Below are 25,374 nucleotides of genomic sequence, written 5' to 3' on the forward strand. Positions count from 1 at the left end.
GGTCTCCGGATGCGATTTACGGAATGTTATACTGTTTCAGTTCGAAATGTTATACCATTCACCCATGGCATCAATCCCCCCCAATTCCGCCACCGCGAGCCTGGCCACCCCGGCGCCGCGCCGTCGCCTGCGCCTGCCCGCCTGGGCCGACCGCCTGGGTGCCGTCGGTGCCTTCGTGTGTGCCCTGCACTGCGCCCTGGTGCCGGTCGCGTTGGCGCTGCTGCCGGCGCTGGGCCTGGGCCTGGTGGCCTGGCACGGCATCGAATGGGCCTTCACCTCGATCGCGACCGTGCTGGCCGTGGTCAGCCTCTACCTGGGCTATCGCGGGCACCGGGCCTACCACGCCTGGCTGCTGGTGGCGCCGGGGCTGGGCCTGGTCTGGCTGGCCCTGCTGTACCCGCCGCTGCACCAGTCGGTCCTGCCGCATGCCATCGCCATGGCGCTCGGTGGCCTGCTGATCGCGGTGGCCCACCTGGCCAACCTGCGCCTGTCCTACGGCCACAGCCACTGACGCAGCCGGCGCTGCCTTGGTGACCGCCGCGCGCGGTGTTAGGCTACGCGCCCCACGAGCACACACTTTCAAGGAAACACCATGGGTAGGGGCGACAAGAAGACCGCCAAGGGCAAGCGTTTCACCGGTAGCCACGGCAATGCCCGTGCGCAGACCGTCAGCAAGCCGACCGCCGGCAAGGCCGCCGCTACGGTGAAGGCCCCGGCCAAGGCTCCGGCCAAGAAGGCCGCGACCAAGAAGGCTGCTGCCAAGTAAGCAAGCGCGATCCGGGCTTCGGCCCGTTCGTCGACGAACCCCGCCCCGGCGGGGTTTTTTCGTGGGCTAACCGAGCCGACGACCGGCGACGTGCACCGAGTGCACGAGATCGCCGCCCAGCCAGTACGCGAGTTCGGCCGGATGTCCGATGCGCCACTGCACGAAGTCGGCGCGCTGGCCGGCCGCGAGCCGGCCGCGGTCGTGCAAACCCAGCGCCGCGGCGGCGTGCACCGTGGCGCCTCGAAGGGCTTCTTCCGGCGTCAGCCGGAAATGCGTGCAGGCCAGGCTCATCGCCAGCCGCAGCGATTGCAGCGGCGAAGTGCCAGGGTTGAGGTCGGTGGCCACCGCCATCGGCACCGCGTGTTCGCGCAGCGCGTCCAAGGGCGGCAGCCTGGTTTCGCGCAGCACGTGGAAGGCGCCCGGCAAGAGCACCGCCACGGTGCCGGCCGCGGCCATCGCACGCACGGCGTCCGTGTTTGTCCACTCGATGTGGTCGGCCGAGAGACCGCCGAACGACGCGGTCAGCGCGGCGCCGCCCAGGTCGCTCAGCTGGTCGGCGTGCAGCTTCACCGGAAGCCCCAGTCCGCGCGCGGCTTCGAAGACGCGCCGGGTCTGCGCCGGCGAAAAGCCGATGCCCTCGCAGAAGGCATCCACGGCGTCCACCAGGCCCTCTTCGTGCAGGCGCGGCAGCCATCCGATCACCGCGTCGATGTAGTCGTCGGCGCGGCCGGCAAACTCCGCCGGCAGGGCATGGGCCGCCAGGTAGGTGCAGCGCACGCTGATGCCAAGCGCTTCGCCGATGCGTCGCGCCACCCGGAGCATCTTGCGCTCGTTTTCGAAGTCCAGGCCGTAGCCGGACTTGATCTCCAGGGTGGTCACGCCGTCGGCGCACAGCGACCGGGCGCGCGGCAGCGAGACGGCGAGCAGGCTGTCTTCGTCGGCGGCGCGGGTGGCGCGCACGCTTGAAAGGATGCCGCCACCTTCGCGGGCGATCTGTTCGTAGCTGGCGCCTTGCAAGCGGCGTTCGAACTCGCGGGCACGATCGCCTGCGAACACCAGATGCGTGTGGCAGTCGACCAGGCCCGGCGTGATCCAGCGGCCTTCGGCCGACTCGACGCGCGTGGCCAGGCCAGCCGCATCGCCGGGCAGTTCGTTGGCGGGGCCGGCATAGGCCAGCAGGCCGTCCTTCCACGCCAATGCACCGGCCTCGACGACGCCGTAGGCGCCCAGGTCGTCACGCAGCGTCGCCAGCCGCGCGTCGAGCAGCAGGCGGTCCCAGGGCGGTGCCAGCCGCCCGATCACCGGATCGCCCCCGCGGCCCGCAGTCCGTCCGGGTCGAAACCCATGGCGCGGGTGACTTCATCGCTGTGCTCGCCCAGGCGCGGTGGCGGCAGTTCGCGCCGCGCCGGCGAGCCGGAAAGGTGGATCGGGCTGCCAACCATGGGAATTCCTTCTATGTCGTAGCGCATGCCGCGGGCGTGGGCCACCGGGTGCTCCAGTGCCTGGCGAACACTGTTGATCGGTGCGGCGGGAATGCCGGCCCGCTCCAGGAGCGCCAGCCAGTGCGCCGCCGGCTCCGCCGCGAACAGCGTCGACAGCGCCTGGCACAGTGAATCGCGATGGGTCACGCGGGCGGCATTGTCGTGCCAGCGGGCGTCGTCGGCCCATTCGGGGTGGCCCAGTGCCCGGCACAGCTGCACCCAGAGCTTTTCGCTGGCCACCGCGAGCACGAAGGACTGGTCGCTGGCAGCGAAGGTCTGGTAGGGCACGATGCTGGGATGGGCGTTGCCGTAACGCGGCGCATCCACGTCGGTGAACAGCGCGTTGCCGGCCACGTTGGCCAGCAGTGAAAGCTGGGTGTCGAACAGGGAAACATCGATGCGCTGGCCGCGGCCGTCGCGTTGGCGCTGCAGCAGTGCCGCCAGGATGGCCGTGGCCGCGTTCTGTCCGGTCGCCAGGTCGGCCACCGCCACGCCGACCTTGCTCGCTTCCCCGTCCGCCGGCCCGGTGATCGACATCAGGCCGGCCTCGGCCTGCACCACGTAGTCGTAGCCGGGACGCATCGCGCCGGGACCGTCGCGGCCGTAGCCGGAGATCGAACAATAGACCAGCCCGGGGTTGATCGCCGCCATCGTTTCATAGCCCACGCCCAGGGATTCGGCGCCGCCCGTGCGGTAGTTCTCCACCAGCACGTCGGCCTTGCGGACCAGCGCCTCGAGCAGCGGCCGCGCCGCCGGTTCGCGCAGGTTGATCGCCAGCGAACGCTTGTTGCGGTTGCAGCAGGCGAAGTAAGCCGACATGCCGTCGAGGAAGGGCGGTCCCAGGCCGCGGGTGTCGTCGCCTTCGAAGGCTTCGAGCTTGATGACGTCGGCGCCCAGGTCGGCCAGCGTCATGCCGCACCAGGGGCCGGCAAGCACGCGGGAAAGTTCAAGCACGGTGATGCCGGAAAGTGCGCCCATGGCCTGGCATTGTATGCGCCCGTGCCGGCTGCATGCGAAACTTCCGGCATGGCCACGCCTACCGCCGTCCCCGATCCCACCGCCGTCGTTCCCGTCGCCACGCCGGACGGCCATTGGCGCCTGCCTGGCTTGCCCAACCTGCATTCGCACGCCTTCCAGCGCGCGATGGCCGGACTGGCCGAACGCCAGAGCAAGCCCGAGGACAGTTTCTGGACCTGGCGCGAGCTGATGTACCGCTTCGCCGGTCGGCTCGATCCCGACAGCCAGTACGCCGTGGCCCGCCAGCTCTACGCCGAGATGCTGGAGGCGGGTTTCACTACCGTCTGCGAGTTCCATTACCTGCACCACCAGCCCGATGGCCGGCCCTACGACGATCCGGCGGCGATGTCGAAGTCGCTCATCGCCGCGGCGCGCGATACCGGTATCCGCCTCACCCTGCTGCCGGTGCTGTACATGAGCGGCGGTTTCGACGGCCGGCCGTTGGGCGAGCGCCAGCGTCGTTTCGGCCATTCGCTCGACGGTTACCTGTCGCTGCTGCAGTCGCTGCGCGCGCTGCGCGACCCGACGCTGGAAGTGGGCGTGGCGCTGCACAGCCTGCGGGCGGTGCCGGCGGACGCGATCACGGCGCTGGTGGCCGCGATCAGCGACGAATCGATGCCGGTGCATATCCACATTGCCGAGCAGATCGGCGAAGTGCAGGAGTGCGAGTCCCTGCGCGGCGCGCGTCCCGTGCAATGGCTGCTCGCCAACGCGCCGGTCGATCCCGACTGGACCCTGGTGCATGCCACCCATCTGGTTCCCACCGAAGTGCAGGGCATCGTCGCCAGCGGCGCCACCGTGGCGATCTGCCCGACCACCGAGGCCAACCTGGGTGACGGGCTGTTCCCGCTTCGTGAGTTCCTGGGCGCCGGAGGCCACTGGGGCGTGGGCTCGGATTCGCATGTCTCGGTGTCGCCGGTGGAGGAGCTGCGCTGGCTTGAATACGGCCAGCGGCTGTCGACCCGTCGCCGCAACATCGCCGTGTCCAGCGGCCAGCCCAGCACCGGGACCCTGCTCTACACCCAGGCCCTGGCCGGCGGCCTGCGTGCCTGCGGGCAGGGTGGAGCGGCGGCGGCCGACCACCTGGTGATCGACGGCCAGGCACCGGCGCTGGCGGGTGCGCGCGAGACCGACGTGCTCGACCGGTTCGTCTTCGCCGGCAACCGGCCCCTGGTTCGCGAAACCCACGTCGCCGGCCAATGCCCGGTGCGCGATGGCCGGCATCGCGACGGTGACGCCATCGCCGCGCGCTATCGCCAGGCCTTGGCGCGGCTGCTGGCCGACTGAGCGCGCATGGGGCGGGTTTCATCCCCGTCCGGGCCCGGTTCGTCGCATTCATCCCACGGTGTTCCACGGTGGCGGCATCGTGCAGATGTCCCCGAACCGAGGTGGTCCGCCATGCATCCGATGAACCTGCTTGCTTCCCTGGTCGCCCTGGGCCTTTCCGCCCCGGCCCTGGCCCTGAGCGACGCCGACGTCGCCAGCGCCCTCAAGAAGCGCCTCGAAGGCGATCGCACCGGCGCCTGTTTCGCGGTGGCCGTCGTCGAGGCCGATGGCGTCTCGCGCGCCTACGGCTGCGCCAAGGCCGGGGGTGAGCCCCGTATCGGCCCGGATTCGGCGTTCGAGATCGGCTCGGTCAGCAAGACCATGGCGTCGGCCCTGCTGGCCCGGGAGATCCTGGCCGGTGGCGCCTCGCTCGACGACCCGTTGTCCGACTGGCTGCCCAAAGGCACCCGGGTGCCCGAATTCGAAGGCCAGCCCATCCAGCTGCGCCACGTGGTGACGCACACCAGCGGCCTGCCGGCCCTACCGCCCGGCGTCGCGATCACCGACCCGAACGATCCGTATTCGGGCATGAATCCGAAGATGCTGCACGCCGCGCTCGGCCGCGTGCAGCTGACGCGTGCGCCGGGCAGCGCCTTCGAATATTCCAACTTCGCCATGATGCTGCTCTCCGACGCGCTGGCGCGACGCACCGGCAAGGACTTCGACGCGCTGCTCGACGAACGCCTGTTCACGCCCCTGGGCATGGCCCATGCCTACGTCAACGACAAGCCCGACGACGTCACGGCTGCGCAGGGGCACGCCCCGAACACCCAGCCGGTGCCGGCCTGGACCTTCAAACCGGACCTGGCCGGCGTCGGCGGCGTGCGCGCCACGCTCGACGACATGGTTGCCTATGTGCAGGGTCAGCTGGGCGCGGCGCCGCAGGACCTGATGCCGGCCCTGGACCTGGCCCAGCAGCCGGTGTGGACCAGCGGCCAGCCGACGATGGCGATGAACTGGATCGTCGCGCCGCTCAACGGCCGCCCCGTGCACGTGCACGAAGGCGGCACCGGTGGCTTTTCCTCGCTCGTGGCGTTCGACCGCGAGGCGGCGCGCGGCGTGGTCGTGCTTTCGGACACCGCGCTGCATTCGCTCGGCGGGCTGGGCAGCCTGGGCCTGCATCTACTCGATCCGGCCGTTCCGCCCGGCCAGCCGCGCATCGCCACGCCGGCGCCGCCGGAGCTCATCGACGCGCTGGTCGGCGACTACCTGCTGCAAGGGGTGATGAAGATGAGCGTGCGCCGCAAGGGCGAGGCGCTTGAAATCCAGGCCCAGGGCCAGCCGGCCTTCGAGATGGGCCATGACAGCGCCGGCGATTTCTACCCGCTGGCGTTCGATGCGCTGCTCAAGCCGGTCAAGCAGCCCGACGGCCGCCAGTCCTTCGTCTGGGTGCAGGGCGGCGGCGCCATGCCGGCCGAACGCATCGACGCGAATGGCGCGACCCCCTGAGCGGCCGATATGCTGCCCCGGAAATGAGTGACGCCGTGGAAACCTACTCGCTGAGCCGACCGCTGCCCGCCGAGGTCCTGGTGGGCGGCAACTCGGTCTGGAGCCGCTACCATCGCTACCCCGTGTTCAGCGGGCGCTGGCTGCGTGGCCGCAGCGTGCTCTTCGGGATCATCATCGCCGCCTTTTCGCTGCTGGTGACTTTCGGTACCGCGGTGACGACGCGCGACTGGACGCTGGGCGCACTGGCCGGCGGTCACATGTTCGTCGCCTTCTTCCTGATGGCGACCACGGGCCCGGCGCTGGCGACGTTCACGCGGCACCAGCGCTGGCCGCGGCGGCGTGAGCGCCTGCTGGTGGTGCTGGCGGTGCTGGTGGGCATGGTGGCGAGCTTTTTCGTCGACCAGTGGGCATCGGGTTATGTCGACGGGGAAGTCCGGCAGGCCATGGTCGAGGCCGGCGCACTGACGTCGAAGGATCCGCCGATCGATCCGGCCTTCAAGACCGTGGCGCTGGTGGTCAACGGCGCGGTGCTGGTCATCATCTACGGTTTGTTCGGTGGCGGCCTGGCGCTGCGCGCTTATTTCAGCGAGGGCCGGCGCTGGGAGGCCGACCGTCGCCATCGACAGCTCTCGGCGCTGCGTGCGCAAAAACAACACGCCGACCTGCGGCTGGGCCTGCTGCAGGCCCAGGTCGAACCGCATTTCCTGTTCAACACGCTGGCCTCGGTGCGGGCCCTGGTGCGGCAGGATCCGGCGCAGGCCGAGGCCACGCTCGACGCCCTGGTGGCCCACCTGCGCGCGACCATCCCGAAACTGCGCGACGGTGACAGCCTGCTGCATTCCACCCTGGGCCAGCAGCTCGATATTTGCGCCAGTTACCTGGAACTGATGCGACTGCGCATGGGCGGACGCCTGGGCTACGCGGTCGAAGCCGAGCCCGCGCTTCGCCAGCGGCCGTTTCCGCCGCTGCTGCTGATCACCCTGGTCGAGAATGCGATCAAACACGGGATCGAGCCCCAGCCCGGGCCGGGCCGGGTGGAGGTGCGCGCCAGCCTGCGCGGCGAACGCCTGGTGCTCAGCGTCGTCGACGACGGCGCCGGCCTCAAGCCAGGCCTGGGCAGCGGCGTCGGCCTGGCGAACGTGCGTGAACAGCTCGCGGCGCGCTACCAGGGCCAGGCAAGCTTCAGCCTCAGGGGCCTGGCCGGCGGGCGCGGCGCCGTGGCCGAAATCATCCTGCCTTTGCGCGACGAAGCCTCCCGAACGGCGGAGGCGGCCCCATGAGCAAGGTCACCGCCATCGTGGCCGAGGACGAGCCGCCCCAGCGTGCGGCCCTGCTGGACATGCTGGCCGACGCCTGGCCGGAGCTTGAAATATGCGCCGCCTGCGAAGACGGGCCGGCCGCCCTGGAAGCAATCGCCGAGCACCGGCCCGACGTCGCCTTCCTCGACATCCGCATGCCGGGCATCAGCGGGCTGGACGTGGCGCTGGCGGCGGTGGCGGCAGGCGGGCGGGTGGTCTTCACCACGGCCTACGACGACTACGCGATCCGGGCTTTCGAGGCCGGCGCGGTCGACTACCTGCTCAAGCCGGTGGCCCCGGCGCGGCTGGCCAAGGCCATCGAGCGGCTCAGGGAGCAGTTGGCCAAGGGGCGCGAAGAAGACCTGCAGGCGCGCATCGAGGACCTGGAGTCGCGGCTGCAGCCGCGCGGCGATCGCCTGCTGCGCTGGATCAGCGCCAGCGTCGGCGACAACGTGCGCATGATCGGCATCGACGAGGTGCAATTTTTCCAGGCCCAGGACAAGTACGTCCGGGTGGTGACCGGCGACGACGAGGCGATCATCCGCACGCCGCTCAAGGACCTGCTGGCCGGGCTGGACCCGGAGGTGTTCTGGCAGGTGCACCGCGGCGTGGTCGTGCGCGTGGCCGCCATCGACCGCCTGCGCAAGGACGAGCTGGGCAAGGCCCGCATCAGCCTGCGCGGCCGTGAGGACAGCCTGCCGGTCAGCGCCGCCTTCCTGCATCGCTTCCGGGGCATGTAGGCTGCGGGGCATGAAACGATGGTGGTTGCTGGTTTGCCTGGCCCTGCCGGCCCTGGCGCAGGCGTCCGCGCCTGCCCGCGAGGACCTGCGGGTGTTCGCGGCGGCCAGCCTGCAGGAAGTGATGGACGAGGCGGGCCGGCTTTGGCAGGTGCGCAGCGGCCAGCGCGTGCGCATCTCCTATGCCGGCAGCGCGGCCCTGGCGCGGCAGATCGAGCGCGGCGCGCCGGCGGATGTTTTCGTTTCGGCCGACCAGGCCTGGATGGATTACCTCGAGGCCCGGGACCAGGTCGATCCCGCGAGTCGCTTCGACCTGGCCGCCAATGCCCTGGTGCTGGTGGCCCCGCGAGGCACGGCCGGTCCGCTGGCGCTCGAGCCGGCTGCGCTCGAAGCCGCCCTGGGTCCGCGTGGCCGGCTCGCTGTCGCCGAGACAGGCAACGTGCCGGCCGGCCGCTACGCCCGCCAGGCCCTGGTTTCCCACGGCCTCTGGGCGGGACTGGCGCACCGCCTGGCCGAAGCCGACAGCGTGCGCACCGCGCTGGCTTTCGTCGCCCGCGGCGAAGCCCCGTTGGGCATCGTCTACGCCACCGATGCCCAGGTCGAACCGCGCGTGGTGGTCGTGGCGCGTTTCCCCGCGGGTTCGCACGCGCCGGTGCGATACCCGGCGGCGCGCGTGCAGGCGTCCGCGTCCGGACGCAGCGCCGGTTTCCTCGGTTACCTCCAGGGGCGCGAGATGCGCGGGTGCCTGGAGGCGCACGGCTTTCAAATTCCCTGATGCTGCAGCCCGCTGAAATCGAGGTGGTGCTGTTGAGCCTGCGGGTGGCGCTGCTGGCGGTGCTGGTGTCGGTGGTGCCGGCGGTGGCGGTGGCCTGGGTGCTGGCGCGGTTCCGCTTCCCGGGCAAGTCGCTGTTCGACGCGCTGGTGCACCTGCCCTTGCTCCTGCCGCCGGTGTTGACCGGCTACCTGCTGCTGGTCGCCTTCGGGCGCCAGGGCGTGATCGGCCACTGGCTGGCCGAAACCCTGGGCGTCGAAGTGGCTTTCCGCTGGACCGGTGCGGTGCTGGCGGCGGCAGTGATGGCATTCCCGCTGTTCGTTCGCGCCATCCGCCTGTCGTTCGAAGCGATACCGCGCGAATACGAAGAAATGGCCGCCAGTTTGGGAGCCCGGCGCTGGGCGACCTTCGCCCAGGTGGACTTGCCGCTGGCGATGCCGGGCCTGGCCGCCGGCGCCGCGCTGGCCTTCGCCAAGTCGCTGGGTGAGTTCGGCGCCACCATCACCTTCGTCTCCAGCATCCCCGGCGAAACCCGCACCCTGTCGCTGGCCATGCACCAGCTGATGCAACAGCCGGGCGGCGAGGCGGGCATCACCCGCCTGGCCATCGTGGCGCTGGTGCTGGCCCTGGGCGCCTTGCTGGCTTCGGAATGGCTGGCGCGGCGATCGCGGGTGCGGCGCGCCAGCGAGTAGGCCCGTGGCGCGCAGGCGCGCAGGCGCGCAGGCGCGCCAGCAAGCGGGCGAGGGCGAGCCGGCCGGGCGGCTTATAATCACGGCCTTGTCCTGGGAGCCGACGATGCCTGCCGCCAACCGCAAAGACCCTTCGCGAAAGATCGCCGCGCCGCGCGGCAGCCAGCTCAACTGCAAGTCCTGGCTGACCGAAGCGGCCTACCGGATGATCCAGAACAACCTCGACCCGGAGGTCGCCGAGAATCCGGCCGAACTGGTGGTCTACGGCGGCATCGGCCGCGCCGCCCGCGACTGGGCCAGCTACGACGCCATCCTCGACAGCCTGCGCACGCTCGAAGACGACCAGACCCTGCTGGTGCAGTCGGGCAAGCCGGTCGGCGTCTTCCCCAGCCACGCCGATGCGCCGCGGGTGCTGATCGCCAACTCCAACCTGGTGCCGCACTGGGCCACCTGGGACCACTTCCACGAACTCGATGCCAAGGGCCTGATGATGTACGGCCAGATGACGGCCGGCAGCTGGATCTACATCGGTTCGCAGGGCATCGTGCAGGGCACCTACGAGACCTTCGTCGAGATGGGTCGCCAGCATTACGGCGGCAATCTTGCCGGCCGCTGGATCCTCACCGCCGGCCTGGGTGGCATGGGCGGGGCGCAGCCGCTGGCGGCCTCGCTGGCCGGGGCCTGTTCGCTGAACATCGAATGCCAGCAGTCGCGCATCGACATGCGCCTGCGCACGAAATACGTGGACGAACAGGCCACCGACCTCGACGACGCCTTGGCGCGCATCGAGCGCTACACCAGCGGCGGCCAGGCCAAGTCGATCGCGTTGCTGGGCAATGCCGCCGAGATCCTGCCCGAACTGGTGCGTCGCGGCGTGCGCCCCGACGCAGTCACCGACCAGACCTCGGCCCACGACCCGCTGCACGGCTACCTGCCGGCCGGCTGGACCCTGGAGGAGTGGTTCAGCGAACAGAAGAACAACCCGCAGAAGGTCATCGACGCCGCCAAGCATTCGATGCGCACGCACGTCGAGGCGATGCTGAACTTCGAGGACATGGGCGTGCCCACCTTCGATTACGGCAACAACATCCGCCAGATGGCCTTCGACGTCGGCTGCAAGGATGCGTTCGACTTCCCGGGCTTCGTGCCGGCCTACGTGCGGCCGCTGTTCTGCCGTGGCATCGGCCCGTTCCGCTGGGTTGCGCTCAGTGGCGACCCGGAGGACATCTACAAGACCGATGCCAAGGTGAAGGAACTGATCCCCGACAACCCGCACCTGCATCGCTGGCTGGACATGGCGCGCGAGCGCATCAGCTTCCAGGGCCTGCCGGCGCGCATCTGCTGGGTCGGCCTGGGTGACCGCCACCGGCTGGCGCTGGCCTTCAACGAAATGGTTCGCAACGGCGAAGTCAGCGCGCCGATCGTCATCGGCCGCGACCATCTTGATTCGGGCTCGGTCGCCAGCCCCAATCGCGAAACCGAAGCCATGATGGACGGCAGCGACGCCGTGTCCGACTGGCCGCTGCTCAACGCCATGCTCAACGTCGCCGGTGGCGCCACCTGGGTGTCGCTGCACCACGGCGGCGGCGTCGGCATGGGCTACAGCCAGCACAGCGGCGTGGTGATCGTCGCCGATGGCAGCGAGGCTGCCGACCGGCGTTTGGCGCGGGTGCTGTGGAACGACCCCGGCACCGGCGTCATGCGCCATGCCGACGCCGGCTACGAGATCGCCAAGGCCTGCGCGCGCGAGCAGGGGCTGAAGCTGCCCATGCTGGGGCAGGGCGAATGACCGGCGCATTCCTGGCCGTCCTGCTGTCCGTTGCCGGGGCGGCGCCAGGCCCGGTTGCGGTGGCTGCCGACGCGTGTCCGGAGCCTCGCATCGTCCAACCGCGTTATCCGCTGGACCTGGCCCGGGCGAACAAGACCGGCCTGGTCCTGGTCGGCGCCCGTTTCGACGATTGTGGCCGGATCATCGAAACCCGGATCGACGAGGGCTCCGGGCGCAGGCAGTTCGATGAAGCGGCCAATGACTCCGTGGCGCTTTACGTGCTCTCCGAACAGCAGCGTGCCAAGGCAGAGGACGGATGGGTGCAGGTGCCGGTCAAGTTCGGCGGTTTCCGCAACGTCGAGGCTCGCAAGATTCCCTGGCCGCGCTCGCATCGCAAGCCGCGTTATCTTCCGGAAACCGAGCCGCTGCCGTTCGACAGCATCCAGGCTTTCAAGGAGGCCAAGGTCACCGACCAGCGCCATTTCCTGCATCCGCCCTATGGTCGTTCGGCCGATGCGTCCGGCCGGATCATGCAGACCTGGATGAATCCTCAAAATGATGACCCGTCGGTGTTCTGGCTGATGTACAACATCCAGCCGCCCTTGAATGCCTCGCCGGCCGACAGGACGATCACCGCGGCGATCGCCCGCTATCGCCTGGTCGAAGAAGACGGCGTGCCGGTGGTCCGGCTGGGCGTGCTTTGCGAACGGCCGGCGGACGAGTGCGAGCGGCTTCGCGAGTTCCTTTCCAAGGGGCTGCCGTTCGCCAAGCCGCGGCGAGGCTGATGCCGGGCGGGATCCGCCGCCCACGACGGTTTCCACACTGGCGCGCAGGCACGGGCTCGCCGAAGATGCGGCCATTCCTCCTGGAGATCCCCACATGATCGGTTACGTCACCCTCGGCACCAACGACATGGCGCGGGCCTGCGCCTTCTACGACGCGCTGCTGGCTGAAATGGGCGCCAAGCGCATCATGGAAGGCGAACGATTCGTCGCCTGGGGCACCGACAGGCAGTCGCCCAGCGTCGGCGTCATCACTCCCTTCGACAAACGGGACGCCACCCCCGGCAACGGCACCATGGTCGCGCTGGCCGTGCGCACGCCCGCGCAGGTGGATGCGCTCCACGCCAGGGCCCTGGCCCTGGGCGGCACCGACGAAGGTGCGCCGGGCGATCGCTTCAAAGGTTTCTACGCCGCTTACTTCCGCGACCCGGACGGCAACAAGCTCAACTTCTTCTGCATGGGCGGCGCCTGAAGACACCGGGCTCGCCCAGGCTACTTGCAGTGGCCGGCGCCGAGGCTGCCTTTCCGTGTCACTGCACAGCGGTGCGCACGAAAATTTCGTAGCCATCCCAGCGGACCACCTGCCCGCCGCGGATCTTGGCGGTCTTGCGCAGTTCGACCTGGCCGTCGACGGTGACCTCGCCGCTGGCGACGATGGCCTTGCCCATGCCGCCGCTGCCGCAGACGCCGGCCAGCTTGAGCAGGTCGTTGAGCGCGACGTGTTCGCGTTCGAGCTCGAAATCAATGCGGGTCATTCGGACTCCGTCGTGCGTGCAGGGGGTCGCCGGGCCAGCCAGCGGTCGAGGGCATTGCCGAACGCCTGGCGATCACGGGCGTGGAAGCCGGCCGGGCCACCGGTGTTGACGCCGGAGCCGCGCAGTTCGTCCATGAAGTTTCGCATGGTCAGGCGCTGGGCGATGGTATCTGCGGTATAGAGTTCGCCGCGCGGGTTGAGCGCCAGCGCGCCCTTCTCCAGGACCAGGGCGGCCAGCGGGATATCGGCGGTCACCACCAGGTCGCCCGGGGCGCAGCGCTCCACGATCTCGCTGTCGGCCACGTCCAGCCCGCCGGAAACCTGCATCGAGGTGATGAATCGCGAAGGCGGCGTGCGCACCCAGCTGTTGGCCACCAGGGTCACCGGGATCCGCGCGCGCTCGGCGGCGCGGAACAGGATGTCCTTGATCACGTTGGGGCAGGCGTCGGCGTCGACCCAGATATTCATGCATTCGCGGTCTGGAACGGGTTCACAGGATACGCGGTTGCCTTCAGGGTCCGAAACGCGCGACGTCCGCCATCAGCCAGTCGGCGAACGCCTGTCCCGGTGCCGACAGGCGGCGGTGCGTCGGATAAACGATGTAGTAGTTCCAGCGTGAAGGCATGCCCGGCAGGGCCAGTACCCGCAGCCGGCCGTCGGCCAGGAGGGGTGCAAGGATGCGTTCGCGGGCCAGTGCCACGCCCAGGCCCAGCGCGGCGGCCAGTATGGCGTCGGTGGTGTCGCTGAACTGGTAGCGTTCGGGCGGCGTCGCGCCGTGCACACCCGCGGCCCGGAACCAGTCGTGCCAACCCTGGTGCGCCTTGTCGGCAATGAGCGGCAGGGTCACGAGGTCGGCCGCGCACCTGACCGCGGCCAGGCCCGGAAGGCGTGGCGACGCCACCGGACGCATCGTGTCGTCCATCAGCGGCAGCGCGGCGAGTCCGGACCATTGGCCGGGGCCGTGCCGGATGCCCAGGTCGTGGCCCCCCTCCTCGAATCGGCTCAGGGTGGCTTCGGTGTCGAACACCAGCCCGATGCCAGGGTGTTGTTCGACGAAGCGGTGCAGGCGTGGCAGCAGCCAGGTGTTCAACACCGAATGCAGGGTGGTGACGCGGACTTGGACCCGCTCGTTCCTGCTGGCGCGCAGGCCATTGAGCACGGATTCCATGTCCGCCAGCGCGTTGCCGGCGGCGTCGGCCAGCTGGCGGCCCTCCTGGGTGAGGGTGACGCCGCGCGCGTGGCGCCGGAACAGGGCCACGCCCAGGCGGGATTCCAGCTTGCGTACATGGTGGCTGACCGCGCTGGAAGTCAGGTGCAGTTCTTCGGCGGCATGGGTGAAGTTCTGGTGCCGGGCAGCGGATTCGAAGGCTGCAAGGGCCGGAAGCAGGTCGGAACGGACGCGCGTCATGAGCAACAAACCATGCTTGTGGCAATGCCGGAAAGTATGCGCTTGTGGGCCTCTCCGGGCCAACGATAATGGCACCAGTCACCAACCCGGCTAATGACGATGAAGAATCCGCCACCCCTTGCCCACGTCGTGCCGGCACCGCCGGTGCGCGGCTGGGTAACGCCCCTGGAACTGTTGCTGCTGTCGGCGGTCTGGGGCGCGTCCTTTCTCTTCCAGCGGGTGGCCGCGCCGGAGTTCGGGGCGGCACCGCTGGTTGAACTGCGCCTGCTGTTCGGTGCGCTGGTGCTGCTGCCCTTCCTGTGGCTGGCGCGCGTGCACCTGCCCTGGCGGCTCTGGCCAAGGCTCGCGCTGATCGCGGCGATCAATACGGCCGTTCCCTTCACCTTGTTTGCCTGGGCCGCGCAACGCGCGCCGGCGGGGGTAGGTGCCATCACCAATGCCATGGCGGTGTTGTTCGCGGCGCTGGTGGCCTTCCTGTTCTTCGGCGAGCGCATCGCGCCCCGCAAATGGTTCGCGTTGGTCCTTGGCTTCGTCGGCGTCGTGGTGCTGGCCAGCGACAAGACCAGCGGAGGTGAGGTTGGTGCGGCCGCGGCCGCGGGGGCGCTTGCGGCCTTCCTGTACGGGGTGGGTGCCAACCTCGTGCCGCGCTGGTTCGCCGGCTTGCCGCCGGTAGCGGTGGCGGCCGCGACCCTGGTGTGCGCTTCACTGATGACGCTGCCCTTCGCCCTGGTCTCCTGGCCCAAGGGATCGGTGTCCGGTGCCGCCTGGGGCTCGGCAATCGCCGTGGGCGTACTCAGCACCGGCTGGGCGTACGCGATGTATTACCGCCTGATCCAGCGGGTAGGCGCGGCGCGGGCCGTCACCGTGACCTATCTCATTCCGCTGATGGCGGTTGCGTGGGCCTGGAGCCTGCTGGGCGAGGCCCTTACCTGGCCCATGGCGGCTGCCTGCGTGCTGATCCTGGGCAGCGTGGCGGTCAGCCAGCGCTCCGCCGCCGCGAGAGGTTGAGCCGGGGCGCAAAAACGGGGCAAAAAGAAGGCAGGGCCAACTGTCCCGAAAACAGTGGAATGCCCTGCCAAAGGTGGTCAACGCCAGGGGGCGGTTGACTGCAAATTGGTCTCCGGGCGGCTCGACGAGGAGAAGAACGCGACCGGACGTGGGCAATGGACCATTTCCCGGGTCGGTCGCGCAAGACAGCGGGGCTGCCCTTTGGGGCGAAGACTGCTAAGCAGGACTAACGGTGGTCCCCTAGTCCCTTGAATGTGCTGGAGGGGGTGGCCGGAATTGAGCGAATCAGGACAAGGTGAGGTAAGAAACGCTCACCCGGTTAGCCGTGATGTCAATCCTGCTTGGCCAGACTACCGTTGGCCGCCTCGCGTTGGCCCTGGGCGCGTGCCAGTCGGGCGCCCGTAAAGGCCCAGGCGAGGGCGACGCCGGCACCGGCCACGGCCACCACCGCCGGATTCGAGGCGAAGGCGTCGATGCCTGCCTTGACCCAGCCGCTGACGGCATCGGCGCCGCGGTATACGGCGGTGTCGATGACGTTCTTGGCCTTGTACTTGGCGGTCGGTGCGACGACGGTGAACAACATTTCGCGGCCCGGGCGGGCCAGCGCGTATTCGCCGGCGCGCCGGGTCACCATGACGATGGCCAGCACCGCGAAGGTCGGTGCCACCGCCAGCCACAGGAAACCGCCGACCATCACCACCGGCACCGTAGTCAGCAGCACCACCAGCCCCAGGCGCCGGACGATGCGGCCGGTCAGGAAGAGCTGGGTGAAGATGGCGATCGTCTGCACCACGGTGTCGAGCAGGCTGAAGACCCGGGTCTGGTCGACCGGGTCGGGGAAGTGCATTTCGACCAGGCGGGCCTGTTCGAAGTAAAGGAAGGTCGTCACCGTCGCCAGCAGCACGACGAAGGTCGCGATGCCCAGCAGGTAGGGCGACGCCAGCACCGTGCCGATGCCTTCGAAGGGGTTGCCGCCCAGCGGCGCCCGTCGCGCCATCACTTCGGTCGGGTCCAGTGGATGGCGGTCGCGCCAACCCTGCAGCCAGATCGCGGCACCGGCGGAACCGAGCAGGAATACCGTCGCCAGCGCCATCAGCCCGCCATGGCCCAGCGGCCCGACCAGCACCAGGCCCAGCAGCGGACCCAACAGGCCACCGGCGCTGGCGCCGGCCGCCATCAGGGCGAAGGTGCGCTTGGCCTGGCTGGCCGGGAACAGGTCGGCCAGCACGCTCCAGGCCACGGAGATCGCCAGCAGGTTGAACACCGACAGCCAGATGTAGAACGCGCGTGCCAGCCAGGCGTTTTCCGGCGCGGCATGGATGGCCGCCGCGAAACCCAGCAGGTTCAGCGCGAAGAAGCCGTAGGTCCAGGGCAGGATGCGCCGGCGCCGGACGGCGGCGGCGACGGTGCCGAACAGCGGGATCGCGATCAGGGTGACGATGAAGGTGCCGGTGAACAGCCACTGCAGGTTGCGCACGCCACCGGCGATACCCATGGTCTCGCGCACCGGGCGAAGCATGAAGTAACCGGCGAACAGCAGCAGGAACATCGCCATGCCGGCCACCACGGCCGGCAGTTCCCCGGGTTCGATGCCGAGGACCCGGGCGAGCAGCCGGTGCACGTCACCCGGTTCCCGTTCCATGTCAGGCGAACATCGCCGTCAGCTCGGCGCGCTGCGCCGCATCGAGCGTGGCCGCACTGCCGGCGCGCAGGTTGTCGCTCTGGCGGTGGGGTTTGCCGGTGGCCGGGATGACGACGGTGACGGCGGGATGGCTGAGCGCGAACTTCAGGAACATCTGCGCCCAGGACGTGACGCCGACCTCCGCGGCCCAGCCTGGCAGGGGCTGCCCCGAGACGCGGGAGAACAGTTTTCCGTCGTCGAACGCCCGGTTGACCATCACCGCCACGCCGTTGTCGGCGGCGGTCGGCAGCACCCGCTTTTCGGCGTTCGGTGCGCCCACGGCGTAGTTGACCTGCACGAAGTCGGGTTTTTCGACGGCGATGATGTCGGCCAGGGTGTCGTGGGAATCGTCGCGGAAGTGGGTGAGCCCGACGTATTTCACCTTGCCCTGGGCCTTGAGTTCGCGCGCCAGGGCCAGCTGGGTCTTCCAGTCGCGCAGGTTGTGCACGGCCAGCAGCTCGACCTTGTCGGTGCGCAGGCGCCGCAGCGAATCGGCGAACTGCGCCTCGCCAGCCGCACGGTTGTCGGCGGCCAGTTTGGTGGCCAGGAAGACCTGGTCGCGCAGGTCCAGTTCGGCCATCAGGTCGCCCAGCACGTCTTCGGCGTTGCTGTAGTTGGGCGAGGTGTCGATGACGCTGGCGCCGCCGGCGACGAAGCGCCGGAGGACCTCCCTGAGCGGTTCCCGGCCGGCCAGGTCGACCTCGAAGCTGCCGGAGGTTCCCATGCCGATGACCGGGATTTTCTCGCCGGTCGAGGGAATGGCGCGCCGGCTCATGCCGGCGGCGGCTGGCGTGGACGTGGTGTCGGAGAGTGCGAACGCGGGCCGCATCGCCGCGGCGGCGGCGATGGCGACGGTCGCGGACAGGAATTCACGACGATTGGCCATGGCGGGCTCCTGGGTCGGTGGCGGACGGCCGATGCTCGCGCAGACTACGTGAACTTTCCGTTCAACCGCCCCTGCCGGTGGTCAGGGGCCTCAGAGGGCGCCGCCGGCGGGATCGTCGCGGAAGTCCCGGGCGCCGAGGCTGCGCGTGAGACGGAACACGCCCTCGCGCACGACCCGCCGCATCACAATGTCGATGATCGTGGTCTGGTTTGGTTCGATCACGTCGAGCAGGCCGCCCAGGTCCGCTCCCAGCTGCGCCGCCCAGTGTTCGACCAGGCGGTCGCCGCCGCGCGGCTGCAGTTTCAGCCCGTAGGGCGGGCGCGGTTCACGTGTGGGGCGCAGGATTTTTCCATCGGGGCCGGGAATCGGTTCGCTGCCGGCCAGCGCCGCGTGGTTGAGGAAGAAGGCCAGGTGTCCGGGTGCGCGCCGGTTGCCCTGGCGGTCGGTCAGGAAGCCCTCCGGAAGCTGGTTCGGGTCGGCCGCCGGCCCTGCCGTGAGCAGCAGGTCCAGGTCGCCAAGCCGCGCGCCGCTGTCGTCCATCAGACGGAAGACCAGCATCGAATGCGGGTCGTGGATGTAGCGGCGATCGGGCAGTACCGGGATCTTCTCGATTTCAACGCGACGCGCGGGCTGCTGGTGGACCGCATTTTCGGTTTGGAAGTCGCCTGCCAGCGCCTGGTAGCCGGCTTCGTCGGAAACGGCGAGGCAGCGCAGCACCGCGTCCACCGTCGGATGCGGCTGGCCGTCGTCGCGCACGCTGGCCAGGATGCCCATGTCGGTGCCGCTGTGCGACAGGCCCGGCAGGATGCGGAAAGGCGTGGTCGCGGCGCGCCGGTTGCCTGCCAGCTTCAGTTCGCGAAGGCGCTTGCGGGCGCTGGGCAAGGCCTCGCCGGGCACCGGCGCCGCCTGTTCAAGCACGACGTGGCGGGCGTTAAGGTTGGCCGCTGCCAGCCGCACCACGCCGTCGCCGCCGGTTTCTCCGGTGTAGGCATTGACGTGGTCGTAGAGCTTGCGATCGATCGCGTCGCCGCTGAGCACGAACTGGAACACGGGCCGCGGGCCGCGGGACAGATGCAGCTTCGGGTAGTCGTGGATCCAGCCCAGGTTGAGGGCCAGTGATTCGGGGCTGGCCAGTTCGAGCCAGTCGAGCACGCCCTGGCCCGGTTCGACGCCGTTGAACCAGGCCCGGATACCCGCCAGCCGGCCCTTGCCCAGCTGGGCCAGTGCCGAGCCGAAGTTGGCCGGCGCCAGCATCACCAGGTGCGACAACGGGCAGTCGCCGGCCCGGCCCGGCCTGACGTAATAACGGTCCAGCCATTCGCGCACCACCGGCCCGCCGGTGCTGTGGGTGATGCAGGCGAACCGGCGGTCGCGGCCGGCCCCGGCCAGGACCCCGGCGATGGCGTGTTCAAAGGCCCGGGCGATGTCCCCCAGCCGCACCTCATCGCGGAAACTGACGTACTGGCCCAGGTAGACGTGGGCGACGTCCAGGCCAGGGCCGCCGCGCCGGGCCGCTTCGCGCTTGAGGCGGGCCGGCAGCTCGCCGTAGGTCGAGGTGCTGGTCACCGACCAGCCATGCACGAACACCAGCAGGGGCTTGGCCATCGGAGGGGCCTTCCGGGGGGTGTCCCATGCTAACTTATGACCCGCGAACAGGGGGATGCCCGCCGATGGTGCTCGAAGAGCGGCAGATGCTTGTTGGTCTGCTTGAAAAGGGGATGTACGTCAGTCGCCTGGACCGAGACTGGGTAGGCACGCCGTTTCCGTTCCAGGGCTTCGAGATCAAGTCCGACGAAGACATCGAATTGCTGGCCGCGTATTGCACCAGCGTCTTCATCGACGTCGCGAAAAGCCTGGTCGCGGACCGGCCGTCGACGCGCGTGAGTTCGGCGCCGCGCAACGTGTTTCCCCCGCGCGGCCCGGAATACCACAACACGGTCGACGTCAAGGACGAGATGCCGAAGGCGCGTGAGGTCCACGCCGACCTGCGCGCACTGGCCGAACGCATCGCCGACGACGTGCGCAACGGTCGCCGGCTCGAGCCGGGCGTCGTCCGCGAGGCCATCGAACCCATGGTCGAGAGCCTGCTGCGTAATTCCGACGCCCTTTTCTGGCTGATGGCGCTGATGAAGCGCGACGACTATGCCTACAGCCATGCGGTCAACTGCAGCGCGCTGGCGGCCGCCTTCGGCCGGCACCTGGCGCTGCCCCGCGAGGTGTTGGTGGAACTGGCCACCGGCGGCTTCCTGCTCGATGCCGGCATGGCGACCCTGCCGGGAGACGTGGTCAACCACGACGGCAAGCTGGACCCCGATGCCATGCAGCTGATGCGCGAGCACGTCCAGCGCAGCATGGAACTGCTCGACCAGGCCGGAGTCACCGGCAAGTGGGCACGCGAACTCGTGGCTGCGCACCATGAGCGCCACGACGGCTCCGGCTATCCCCAGGGCCTGGCCGGCGACCGCATCCCGCTGGCCGGCCGCATGGGCGGCGTGGTCGATACCTACGACGCCTTGCGCAGCGACCGGCCGCACCGCAACGGCGAATCGCGCCACGGCGCGCTCCAGGCGCTCTACCGCGCCCGCGACCGCATGTTCCAGGCCGAGGTGGTCGAACAGTTCCTGCAGTGCCTGGGCGTTTATCCAACCGGTTCACTGGTCGAACTCAACACCGGCGAAGTCGGCGTGGTGATGGCGCAGAACCAGGTGCGTCGCCTGCGTCCGCGCCTGATGCTGCTGCTCGATCGCGACAAGAAACCGTACACGCCTTATCGCGACGTCGACCTGATGCAATACGGCGTCGACCTGGCCGATGGCGGGGTGAAGATCGCCCAGGCCCTGGAGCCGGGCACCTACGGCCTGCGGCCCGAGGACCTGTTCCTGTGATGTCCGGGGTGTGCCCATGACGGTTCGCACCGGGAGCCTGCCCGAGCTCCTGGCGCCGCGGCTCGAGGCCGCCGTGGGCGATGGTCAGTCCCTCGGCGTGATGTGCATAGGCATGCAGGATTTGCGCCGCCTGCGCGTCCACGCCGGTTACGCGGCCGTGGACGATCTGCTGCGACAGTCGGCGGAGCGCCTCACCGCGATACTCCGGCCCGGCGACGAACTGGTCGAATTGGGTTCGGGCGACTTCGCGATGATCCTCACCGGGCTCAAGGACAGCCAGCATGCACTGCTGGCCGCCGCCCGCGTCCAGCGCCTGTTCGAGTCACCGTTCCAGGCCGCCGGCCAGCCGGTGCTGGCCCTGGTCTCGGTTGGCCTGGCCATGTACCCCGAACACGGCGACCAGCCGGAACTGCTCTGCCGCCAGGCCGAGCAGGCCATGCTGCAGGCGCGCCACGAACCGGACCGCATGCTGGTCTGCAAATCGCGAATCACTCCGGCGGGCGTGGATCCAGCCGACCTGCTCACCGCGATCAACGACGGCCAGCTTTCCATGTGGCTGCAGCCCATCCTGGACTTGCGGCGCCGCAAGATCGTCGGCGCCGAGGCGCTGGCGCGCTGGCGGCATCCGCAGAAAGGCGACATCAGCCCGGGGGTGTTCATCCCGGTGGCGGAAGGCTCGGGCATGATTTCCCACTTCACCCGCTGGTCGGTCAACGCCTGCCTGCAGCTGGTCGCCGAGGCGCGCAGCCGCGGCCTGGATATCCCGATCGCGCTCAATCTCTCGGCCACGGCATTCGCCGAACGTGGCCTGGTCGAGCAACTGCTGGGCGGGCTCAAGCTCTGGGGCGTGGCGCCGCGCGACCTGGTGCTGGAAGTCACGGAAACCGCCATCGTCGCCGACGTGCGCCGGGGCGCCCAGCAGCTGCAGCAGCTCAACGCCGCGGGCGTGCGCGTGTCCATCGACGATTTCGGCGTCGGCAACGCCTCGGTGTCCTACCTGAAGGAATTCCCGGCCACCGAAATGAAGATCGACCAGTCCTTCGTCACCGGCATGCTGGGCGACCTGCGCTCGCTGCAGATCGTCAAGGCGATGATCGGCTTCGCCCACCAGATGGGCATGCGCGTGGTCGCCGAAGGCGTCGAGGACAAGGCCACGCTCGAGGCCCTGGGCGACCTCAACTGCAACCTGGCCCAGGGCTGGGCAATCGGCAAGCCGAAACCCGCCGCAGAATTCATGGACGAGCTGGCGGCCGCGCCGCGCTGAGCCGTCTCAGGCCGTTTCGGGGTCGTCGCCGACGCCGGCGCTGGAACGCACCGCGCCCGGCAGGCGCTTGGGCACGCGGTTGGCGTCGAGCAGCCGCTCGATGCGGGCGAAGACCTCGGCGCGCGAGAACGGCTTCTTCATGAAATCGTCGGCGCCGATGCGGTGCACGTAGAACTGTTCGGTGGCCTGCTCGTTGCCGCTGATCATGATCACCGGGATGTCGCGGGTGTACGGGTCCTTGCGCAGCTGTCGCAGCGCCGCGAAACCGTCCATGCCCGGCAGCACGATGTCCAGGAACACCAGCTCCGGGCTTTGGGTGCGGGCGATCTCCAGGCCCTCCTCGGCATCGCTGGCTTCCAGCACCGTGTAATCGTTCTGGCGGAGCATGCGCGAGAGCAGGGCAACGATGGTGGCCGAATCGTCGATCACCAGCATGCGGGTGCCCGGCCGGGCATTGGTGCGCGGCTTGCCGCGGCGCTCCGGTCCCGAGGCAGGCGCCGGCTCGGCGCCGCCTTCGGGCGCCTCGGCCCTGGCGGCCGGCGCGGCGGGTTTGCCCCAGCCGAACAGTCGTTTGATCTTCTCGTACACTTCCACGCGCCGCTCCCCGGCTTTTTCCCCGGGCACAGTGTCCACGTCCCGCGACCGGCTGGCAATGCGGGGCGACTGGACAGCCTGGCCGGCTTGGCCCAGGCTGCCGGGCCGCGATCCCCCGTCCCCAGAGTCCCCAGGAGCCGCCGTGGCACCCAAATCCACCGTCCACAAGGCCAGGCTGCAGGTCAGCGACATGGACCGGCACTATTACGCCGCCCACGACCTGGTCCTGGCCCAGCACCCGTCGGAAACCGACGAGCGACTGATGCTGAGGCTGCTGGCCTTCGCCCTGCACGCCGACGAGCGCCTGGCCTTCGGCCGCGGCCTGAGCACCGACGACGAACCCGACCTGTGGCGCAAGGACCTGACCGGGGTCATCGAGCAGTGGATCGACCTCGGCCAGCCGGACGAATCCCGGGTCCGCAAGGCCTGCGGTCGCGCCGGCGAGGCCGTGGTGCTGACCTATGGCGGTCGGGGCGCCGACCTGTGGTGGGAAAAGAACGAGGGGCCGCTGGCGCGTTTTGGCAACCTGGTCGTGATCGACATCGACCCAGAGGACGCCAAGGCCCTTGGCCAGCGCCTGGTGCGCGGCCTGGACGTGCAGGTGATGGTGCAGGACGGCGTGGTCCAGTGGGTGGACGAGGCCGGCACCCTGGAAATCAGCCCGCGGCTGCGCCGCACGCGCAGCTAGTCGAGCACCTTGCCCTCGGCCGTGCCCAGGTTGGCCGGTTCGGGCATGGGCAGCGGCTGCCGCGACAGCAGCGGGTGCACGAAGACGCCGAGCAGGATGACCGCGACGCCGGCGTAGAACATGCCGCCGAGCTCGTGCTGTTCGCCCAGCAGCACGATGGCGAGCAGGATCGCGTAGATCGGCTCCAGGTTCACCGCCAGCTGCGCCGAGAACGCACTCAGGTAGCGCAACGCCACCAGCGACAGGGCGAAGGGCAGCAGCGTGCAGACGATGGCCAGCACCAGCAGCCACAGCATGTCCATGCCGCCCGGGATGACCAGCGGGGACCCGAACCAGGGCAACAGCGGTGTCAGCAGCGCCAGCACCAGCCCACCGGCGCCGAGCTCGAGCCCGGTGACGGTCAGTGGGTCCGCACGTTCGACGAATCGTTTGTTGAGCGAACCGAACAGCGCCACCAGCACCGCCGAGATCGTGCCCACGACGATGCCCAGGTGCATGTCGTCGGGCACGCCGCCGACCACCAGGGCGACGCCGGGCACGACGGCCACGCCCAGCAGCAGTTCGCGGGGTTCGAACTTGCGGCCGGTGATCCAGGGTTCGACCATCGGTACGAACACCGTCGCCAGCGCGATGCAGGTCACCGCCACCGAGGCATTGGCCAGCTTGATGGCACCGTAGAAGGTGAGCCAGTGCAGCGCCACCAGGGTGCCGATGCCGGTATAGATCAGCCACAGCCGGGGCGGCAGCGCCGCCAGTCCGCGCCAGACCCGTGGCACCAGCAGCAGCGCTGCCGCCACCAGCGCCATGCGCCAGACCACCAGGGCCATGGCGGGCAGCGTGATCACCTTGCCCAGGATCGCGGTGAATCCCCAGAGCAGCACGCAAAAATGCATCTGCCAGTAGGCCTTGGTGGTGGGTGTCATCGGGTCGTGCCTTGTGCGAGAGCGCGTTTTTGCATGGGGGAGAGTTGCTTGATGGCGTGTTCGGCTTTCAGCGCGCTGGACCGGTCCGGGTGTTCGAAGCTGGCCAGCAGGCGGCGCGGCGGATGCGAACGGGTGTAGCGCGCGCCCTTGCCGGCGGCGTGTTCGGCGTAGCGCCGCGACACGTCGACGGCCACGCCGGTATAGACGCTGCCGTCCAGGCATTCGATCAGGTAGACGTACCAGGACATGGGCGGCATTCTCCCACGCGGCGGCCGCGATTCGCGCGGCCTGGAGACGCGTCATGCGCAGCTTTTTCACGGTATGCCTGCTTGTCTTGCCGGCCGGGGTCCTGGCCACGCCCGTGGTCTTGCCGTGTTCGGACCCTGGCGCCTTGCGCGCGGCGGTCGAAGTGGCGGCCATGGACGACGCGACCCCGGACGACAGGGATGACCTGGTCAGCGACCTGTTCGACTGCCTGGGACACCCCGATCCCGCGGTGCGCGATGACCTGGCCTACGCAACGCTGGCTGCGTGGCTCCGGGGCGATGCCGTCTCGCCCACCGTGCGCGGCGACCTGCTGGTCGACCTGTCGGCCGAGCTGGCGCCGAAACACCCGGATCCGCGCGGATTCCGCCCGCCGTTCGCGGCGCTGGTCCTGTCCGAGGTGGCGCGCACCGACCGGGTGTCGGCCTGGATGACCGACAAGCAGCGGCACCAGCTGGTCGCGGCCGCCGCGGATTACCTGGCGGGCGTGCGTGATTACCGTGGCTTCATTGACGGCGAGGGCTGGCGCCACGGCGTGGCGCATGGTGCCGACCTGGTGATGCAGCTGGTGCTCAACCCGGCGCTTGATGCGCCGGCACGACGCCGGCTCCTGGACGCCGTTGCGGCCCAGGTGGCGCCACCGGAGGCACCGCCGTACGTGCATACCGAATCGGAGCGGCTGGCCCGGCCGGTGCTGCTGGCGCTGGGCCAGGAAAGTTTCGACGCCGTGCAGTGGTCGGCCTGGGTCGCGGCGCTGGCCGCGCCCGCGCCGATGGCCGGCTGGGGCGAAGCCTGGCAGTCCGAGGCGGGGCTGGCACGCCGGCACAACCTGCGCGCCTTCCTGATGGCCCTGCACGTGGGTCTGTCCGGGCGCGAGGATGCGGCGGCGTGGCAGGCCCCCGTTGCCGAGGCGCTGCGCGCGAGCGACTAGGCC

Annotated in this window: 27 protein-coding genes; 16 read left to right on the plus strand and 11 right to left on the minus strand. The window is 69.6% G+C overall.

Features of this window, described 5'->3' with window-relative positions:
* The first annotated feature begins 64 nt into the window (after window positions 1-64).
* Together N788_RS07550 and N788_RS14375 are read left to right on the plus strand one after the other, a co-directional pair.
* On the plus strand, window positions 65-511 hold the full coding sequence (locus N788_RS07550; RefSeq protein ID WP_084695946.1) for a MerC domain-containing protein: 447 nt from the start codon (window positions 65-67) through the stop codon (window positions 509-511).
* 81 nt (window positions 512-592) lie between these two features.
* Entirely contained in the window at window positions 593-766 is a 174-nt protein-coding gene (locus tag N788_RS14375) for a 30S ribosomal protein THX (RefSeq protein ID WP_084695947.1), read from the plus strand.
* Between the two features lie 66 nt (window positions 767-832).
* Here the strand turns inward: N788_RS14375 and hutI are convergent, their stop codons facing one another.
* Together hutI and N788_RS07560 are read right to left on the minus strand one after the other, a co-directional pair.
* Entirely contained in the window at window positions 833-2,068 is a 1,236-nt protein-coding gene (hutI, locus tag N788_RS07555; protein ID WP_244444101.1) for an imidazolonepropionase, read from the minus strand.
* Complete coding sequence (locus N788_RS07560; protein WP_034223073.1) at window positions 2,065-3,225, minus strand: CaiB/BaiF CoA transferase family protein; 1,161 nt, start codon at window positions 3,223-3,225, stop codon at window positions 2,065-2,067. Before N788_RS07560 ends, hutI begins: the two co-directional genes overlap by 4 nt.
* Before the next feature lie 48 nt (window positions 3,226-3,273).
* On the opposite strand from N788_RS07560, the gene N788_RS07565 reads away from it, so the two are divergent.
* The 9 genes from N788_RS07565 (at window position 3,274) to N788_RS07605 (ending at window position 12,557) form a co-directional block, all read left to right on the plus strand.
* Complete coding sequence (locus N788_RS07565; protein ID WP_051924481.1) at window positions 3,274-4,551, plus strand: formimidoylglutamate deiminase; 1,278 nt, start codon at window positions 3,274-3,276, stop codon at window positions 4,549-4,551.
* Between the two features lie 111 nt (window positions 4,552-4,662).
* Complete coding sequence (locus tag N788_RS07570) at window positions 4,663-6,039, plus strand: serine hydrolase domain-containing protein (RefSeq protein WP_034223076.1); 1,377 nt, start codon at window positions 4,663-4,665, stop codon at window positions 6,037-6,039.
* Between the two features lie 23 nt (window positions 6,040-6,062).
* Window positions 6,063-7,319, plus strand: coding sequence for a sensor histidine kinase (locus N788_RS07575; protein ID WP_034223079.1), 1,257 nt, complete (start codon window positions 6,063-6,065; stop codon window positions 7,317-7,319).
* Window positions 7,316-8,077 (plus strand): LytR/AlgR family response regulator transcription factor, encoded by a 762-nt coding sequence (locus tag N788_RS07580; protein WP_034223082.1) that lies wholly within the window; start codon window positions 7,316-7,318, stop codon window positions 8,075-8,077. The genes N788_RS07575 and N788_RS07580 overlap by 4 nt, the downstream gene beginning before the upstream one ends.
* A gap of 10 nt (window positions 8,078-8,087) precedes the next feature.
* Window positions 8,088-8,849 (plus strand): molybdate ABC transporter substrate-binding protein, encoded by a 762-nt coding sequence (gene modA, locus N788_RS07585; RefSeq protein WP_034223084.1) that lies wholly within the window; start codon window positions 8,088-8,090, stop codon window positions 8,847-8,849.
* A complete protein-coding gene (gene modB / locus N788_RS07590) occupies window positions 8,849-9,538 on the plus strand; it encodes a molybdate ABC transporter permease subunit (RefSeq protein ID WP_034223086.1) in 690 nt (229 codons plus the stop codon). The genes modA and modB overlap by 1 nt, the downstream gene beginning before the upstream one ends.
* Before the next feature lie 103 nt (window positions 9,539-9,641).
* Entirely contained in the window at window positions 9,642-11,324 is a 1,683-nt protein-coding gene (gene hutU / locus N788_RS07595) for a urocanate hydratase (protein ID WP_034223089.1), read from the plus strand.
* On the plus strand, window positions 11,321-12,088 hold the full coding sequence (locus tag N788_RS07600; RefSeq protein WP_034223093.1) for an energy transducer TonB: 768 nt from the start codon (window positions 11,321-11,323) through the stop codon (window positions 12,086-12,088). The genes hutU and N788_RS07600 overlap by 4 nt, the downstream gene beginning before the upstream one ends.
* A 94-nt stretch (window positions 12,089-12,182) precedes the next feature.
* Window positions 12,183-12,557, plus strand: a complete 375-nt coding sequence (locus tag N788_RS07605; RefSeq protein ID WP_034223098.1) for a VOC family protein — start codon at window positions 12,183-12,185, stop codon at window positions 12,555-12,557.
* Between the two features lie 58 nt (window positions 12,558-12,615).
* Here the strand turns inward: N788_RS07605 and N788_RS07610 are convergent, their stop codons facing one another.
* The 3 genes from N788_RS07610 to N788_RS07620 are packed head-to-tail and all read right to left on the minus strand — an operon-like array spanning window position 12,616 to window position 14,247.
* The gene (locus N788_RS07610) at window positions 12,616-12,840 is read right to left on the minus strand and encodes an RNA-binding S4 domain-containing protein (protein WP_034223103.1); all 225 of its coding nucleotides are present in this window, start codon (window positions 12,838-12,840) and stop codon (window positions 12,616-12,618) included.
* Window positions 12,837-13,307 (minus strand): YaiI/YqxD family protein, encoded by a 471-nt coding sequence (locus N788_RS07615; protein WP_034223107.1) that lies wholly within the window; start codon window positions 13,305-13,307, stop codon window positions 12,837-12,839. The genes N788_RS07610 and N788_RS07615 overlap by 4 nt, the downstream gene beginning before the upstream one ends.
* Window positions 13,308-13,350: 43 nt before the next feature.
* Complete coding sequence (locus N788_RS07620) at window positions 13,351-14,247, minus strand: LysR substrate-binding domain-containing protein (protein WP_034223111.1); 897 nt, start codon at window positions 14,245-14,247, stop codon at window positions 13,351-13,353.
* Between the two features lie 99 nt (window positions 14,248-14,346).
* Between N788_RS07620 and N788_RS07625 the strand changes: the two genes are divergently transcribed.
* The gene (locus N788_RS07625; protein WP_152560421.1) at window positions 14,347-15,255 is read left to right on the plus strand and encodes a DMT family transporter; all 909 of its coding nucleotides are present in this window, start codon (window positions 14,347-14,349) and stop codon (window positions 15,253-15,255) included.
* A 331-nt stretch (window positions 15,256-15,586) separates the two neighbouring features.
* Here N788_RS07625 and N788_RS07630 read toward each other — a convergent pair whose 3' ends face one another.
* From N788_RS07630 to N788_RS07640, 3 genes are all read right to left on the minus strand, one after another.
* Window positions 15,587-16,897 carry an NTP/NDP exchange transporter gene (locus tag N788_RS07630; protein ID WP_034223117.1) on the minus strand — a complete coding sequence of 437 codons (1,311 nt, stop codon included), beginning with the start codon at window positions 16,895-16,897 and terminating at the stop codon, window positions 15,587-15,589.
* 1 nt (window position 16,898) lies between these two features.
* On the minus strand, window positions 16,899-17,822 hold the full coding sequence (locus N788_RS07635; protein ID WP_034223119.1) for an aldo/keto reductase: 924 nt from the start codon (window positions 17,820-17,822) through the stop codon (window positions 16,899-16,901).
* 90 nt (window positions 17,823-17,912) lie between these two features.
* A complete protein-coding gene (locus N788_RS07640; RefSeq protein WP_034223122.1) occupies window positions 17,913-19,427 on the minus strand; it encodes an esterase/lipase family protein in 1,515 nt (504 codons plus the stop codon).
* 86 nt (window positions 19,428-19,513) lie between these two features.
* On the opposite strand from N788_RS07640, the gene N788_RS07645 reads away from it, so the two are divergent.
* Both N788_RS07645 and N788_RS07650 read left to right on the plus strand, forming a co-directional pair.
* The gene (locus N788_RS07645; RefSeq protein ID WP_275039604.1) at window positions 19,514-20,707 is read left to right on the plus strand and encodes an HD-GYP domain-containing protein; all 1,194 of its coding nucleotides are present in this window, start codon (window positions 19,514-19,516) and stop codon (window positions 20,705-20,707) included.
* Window positions 20,708-20,723: 16 nt separating this feature from the next.
* Entirely contained in the window at window positions 20,724-21,971 is a 1,248-nt protein-coding gene (locus N788_RS07650) for a putative bifunctional diguanylate cyclase/phosphodiesterase (protein ID WP_034223128.1), read from the plus strand.
* Between the two features lie 6 nt (window positions 21,972-21,977).
* On the opposite strand, the gene N788_RS14675 is transcribed toward N788_RS07650, so the two are convergent.
* Complete coding sequence (locus N788_RS14675) at window positions 21,978-22,565, minus strand: response regulator (RefSeq protein WP_034223131.1); 588 nt, start codon at window positions 22,563-22,565, stop codon at window positions 21,978-21,980.
* A 142-nt stretch (window positions 22,566-22,707) separates the two neighbouring features.
* On the opposite strand from N788_RS14675, the gene N788_RS07660 reads away from it, so the two are divergent.
* Window positions 22,708-23,253 (plus strand): YaeQ family protein, encoded by a 546-nt coding sequence (locus N788_RS07660; RefSeq protein WP_034223134.1) that lies wholly within the window; start codon window positions 22,708-22,710, stop codon window positions 23,251-23,253.
* Here the strand turns inward: N788_RS07660 and N788_RS07665 are convergent.
* Both N788_RS07665 and N788_RS07670 read right to left on the minus strand, forming a co-directional pair.
* On the minus strand, window positions 23,250-24,176 hold the full coding sequence (locus N788_RS07665) for a DMT family transporter (RefSeq protein WP_034223135.1): 927 nt from the start codon (window positions 24,174-24,176) through the stop codon (window positions 23,250-23,252). The two genes, N788_RS07660 and N788_RS07665, sit on opposite strands and share 4 nt — an antisense overlap.
* On the minus strand, window positions 24,173-24,424 hold the full coding sequence (locus N788_RS07670) for a GIY-YIG nuclease family protein (RefSeq protein WP_034223139.1): 252 nt from the start codon (window positions 24,422-24,424) through the stop codon (window positions 24,173-24,175). Before N788_RS07670 ends, N788_RS07665 begins: the two co-directional genes overlap by 4 nt.
* Before the next feature lie 53 nt (window positions 24,425-24,477).
* On the opposite strand from N788_RS07670, the gene N788_RS07675 reads away from it, so the two are divergent.
* The gene (locus N788_RS07675) at window positions 24,478-25,371 is read left to right on the plus strand and encodes a DUF2785 domain-containing protein (protein WP_051924482.1); all 894 of its coding nucleotides are present in this window, start codon (window positions 24,478-24,480) and stop codon (window positions 25,369-25,371) included.
* Window positions 25,372-25,374 lie beyond the last annotated feature (3 nt).

Source organism: Arenimonas donghaensis DSM 18148 = HO3-R19, assembly GCF_000743535.1.
GTDB classification, from domain to species: domain Bacteria; phylum Pseudomonadota; class Gammaproteobacteria; order Xanthomonadales; family Xanthomonadaceae; genus Arenimonas; species Arenimonas donghaensis.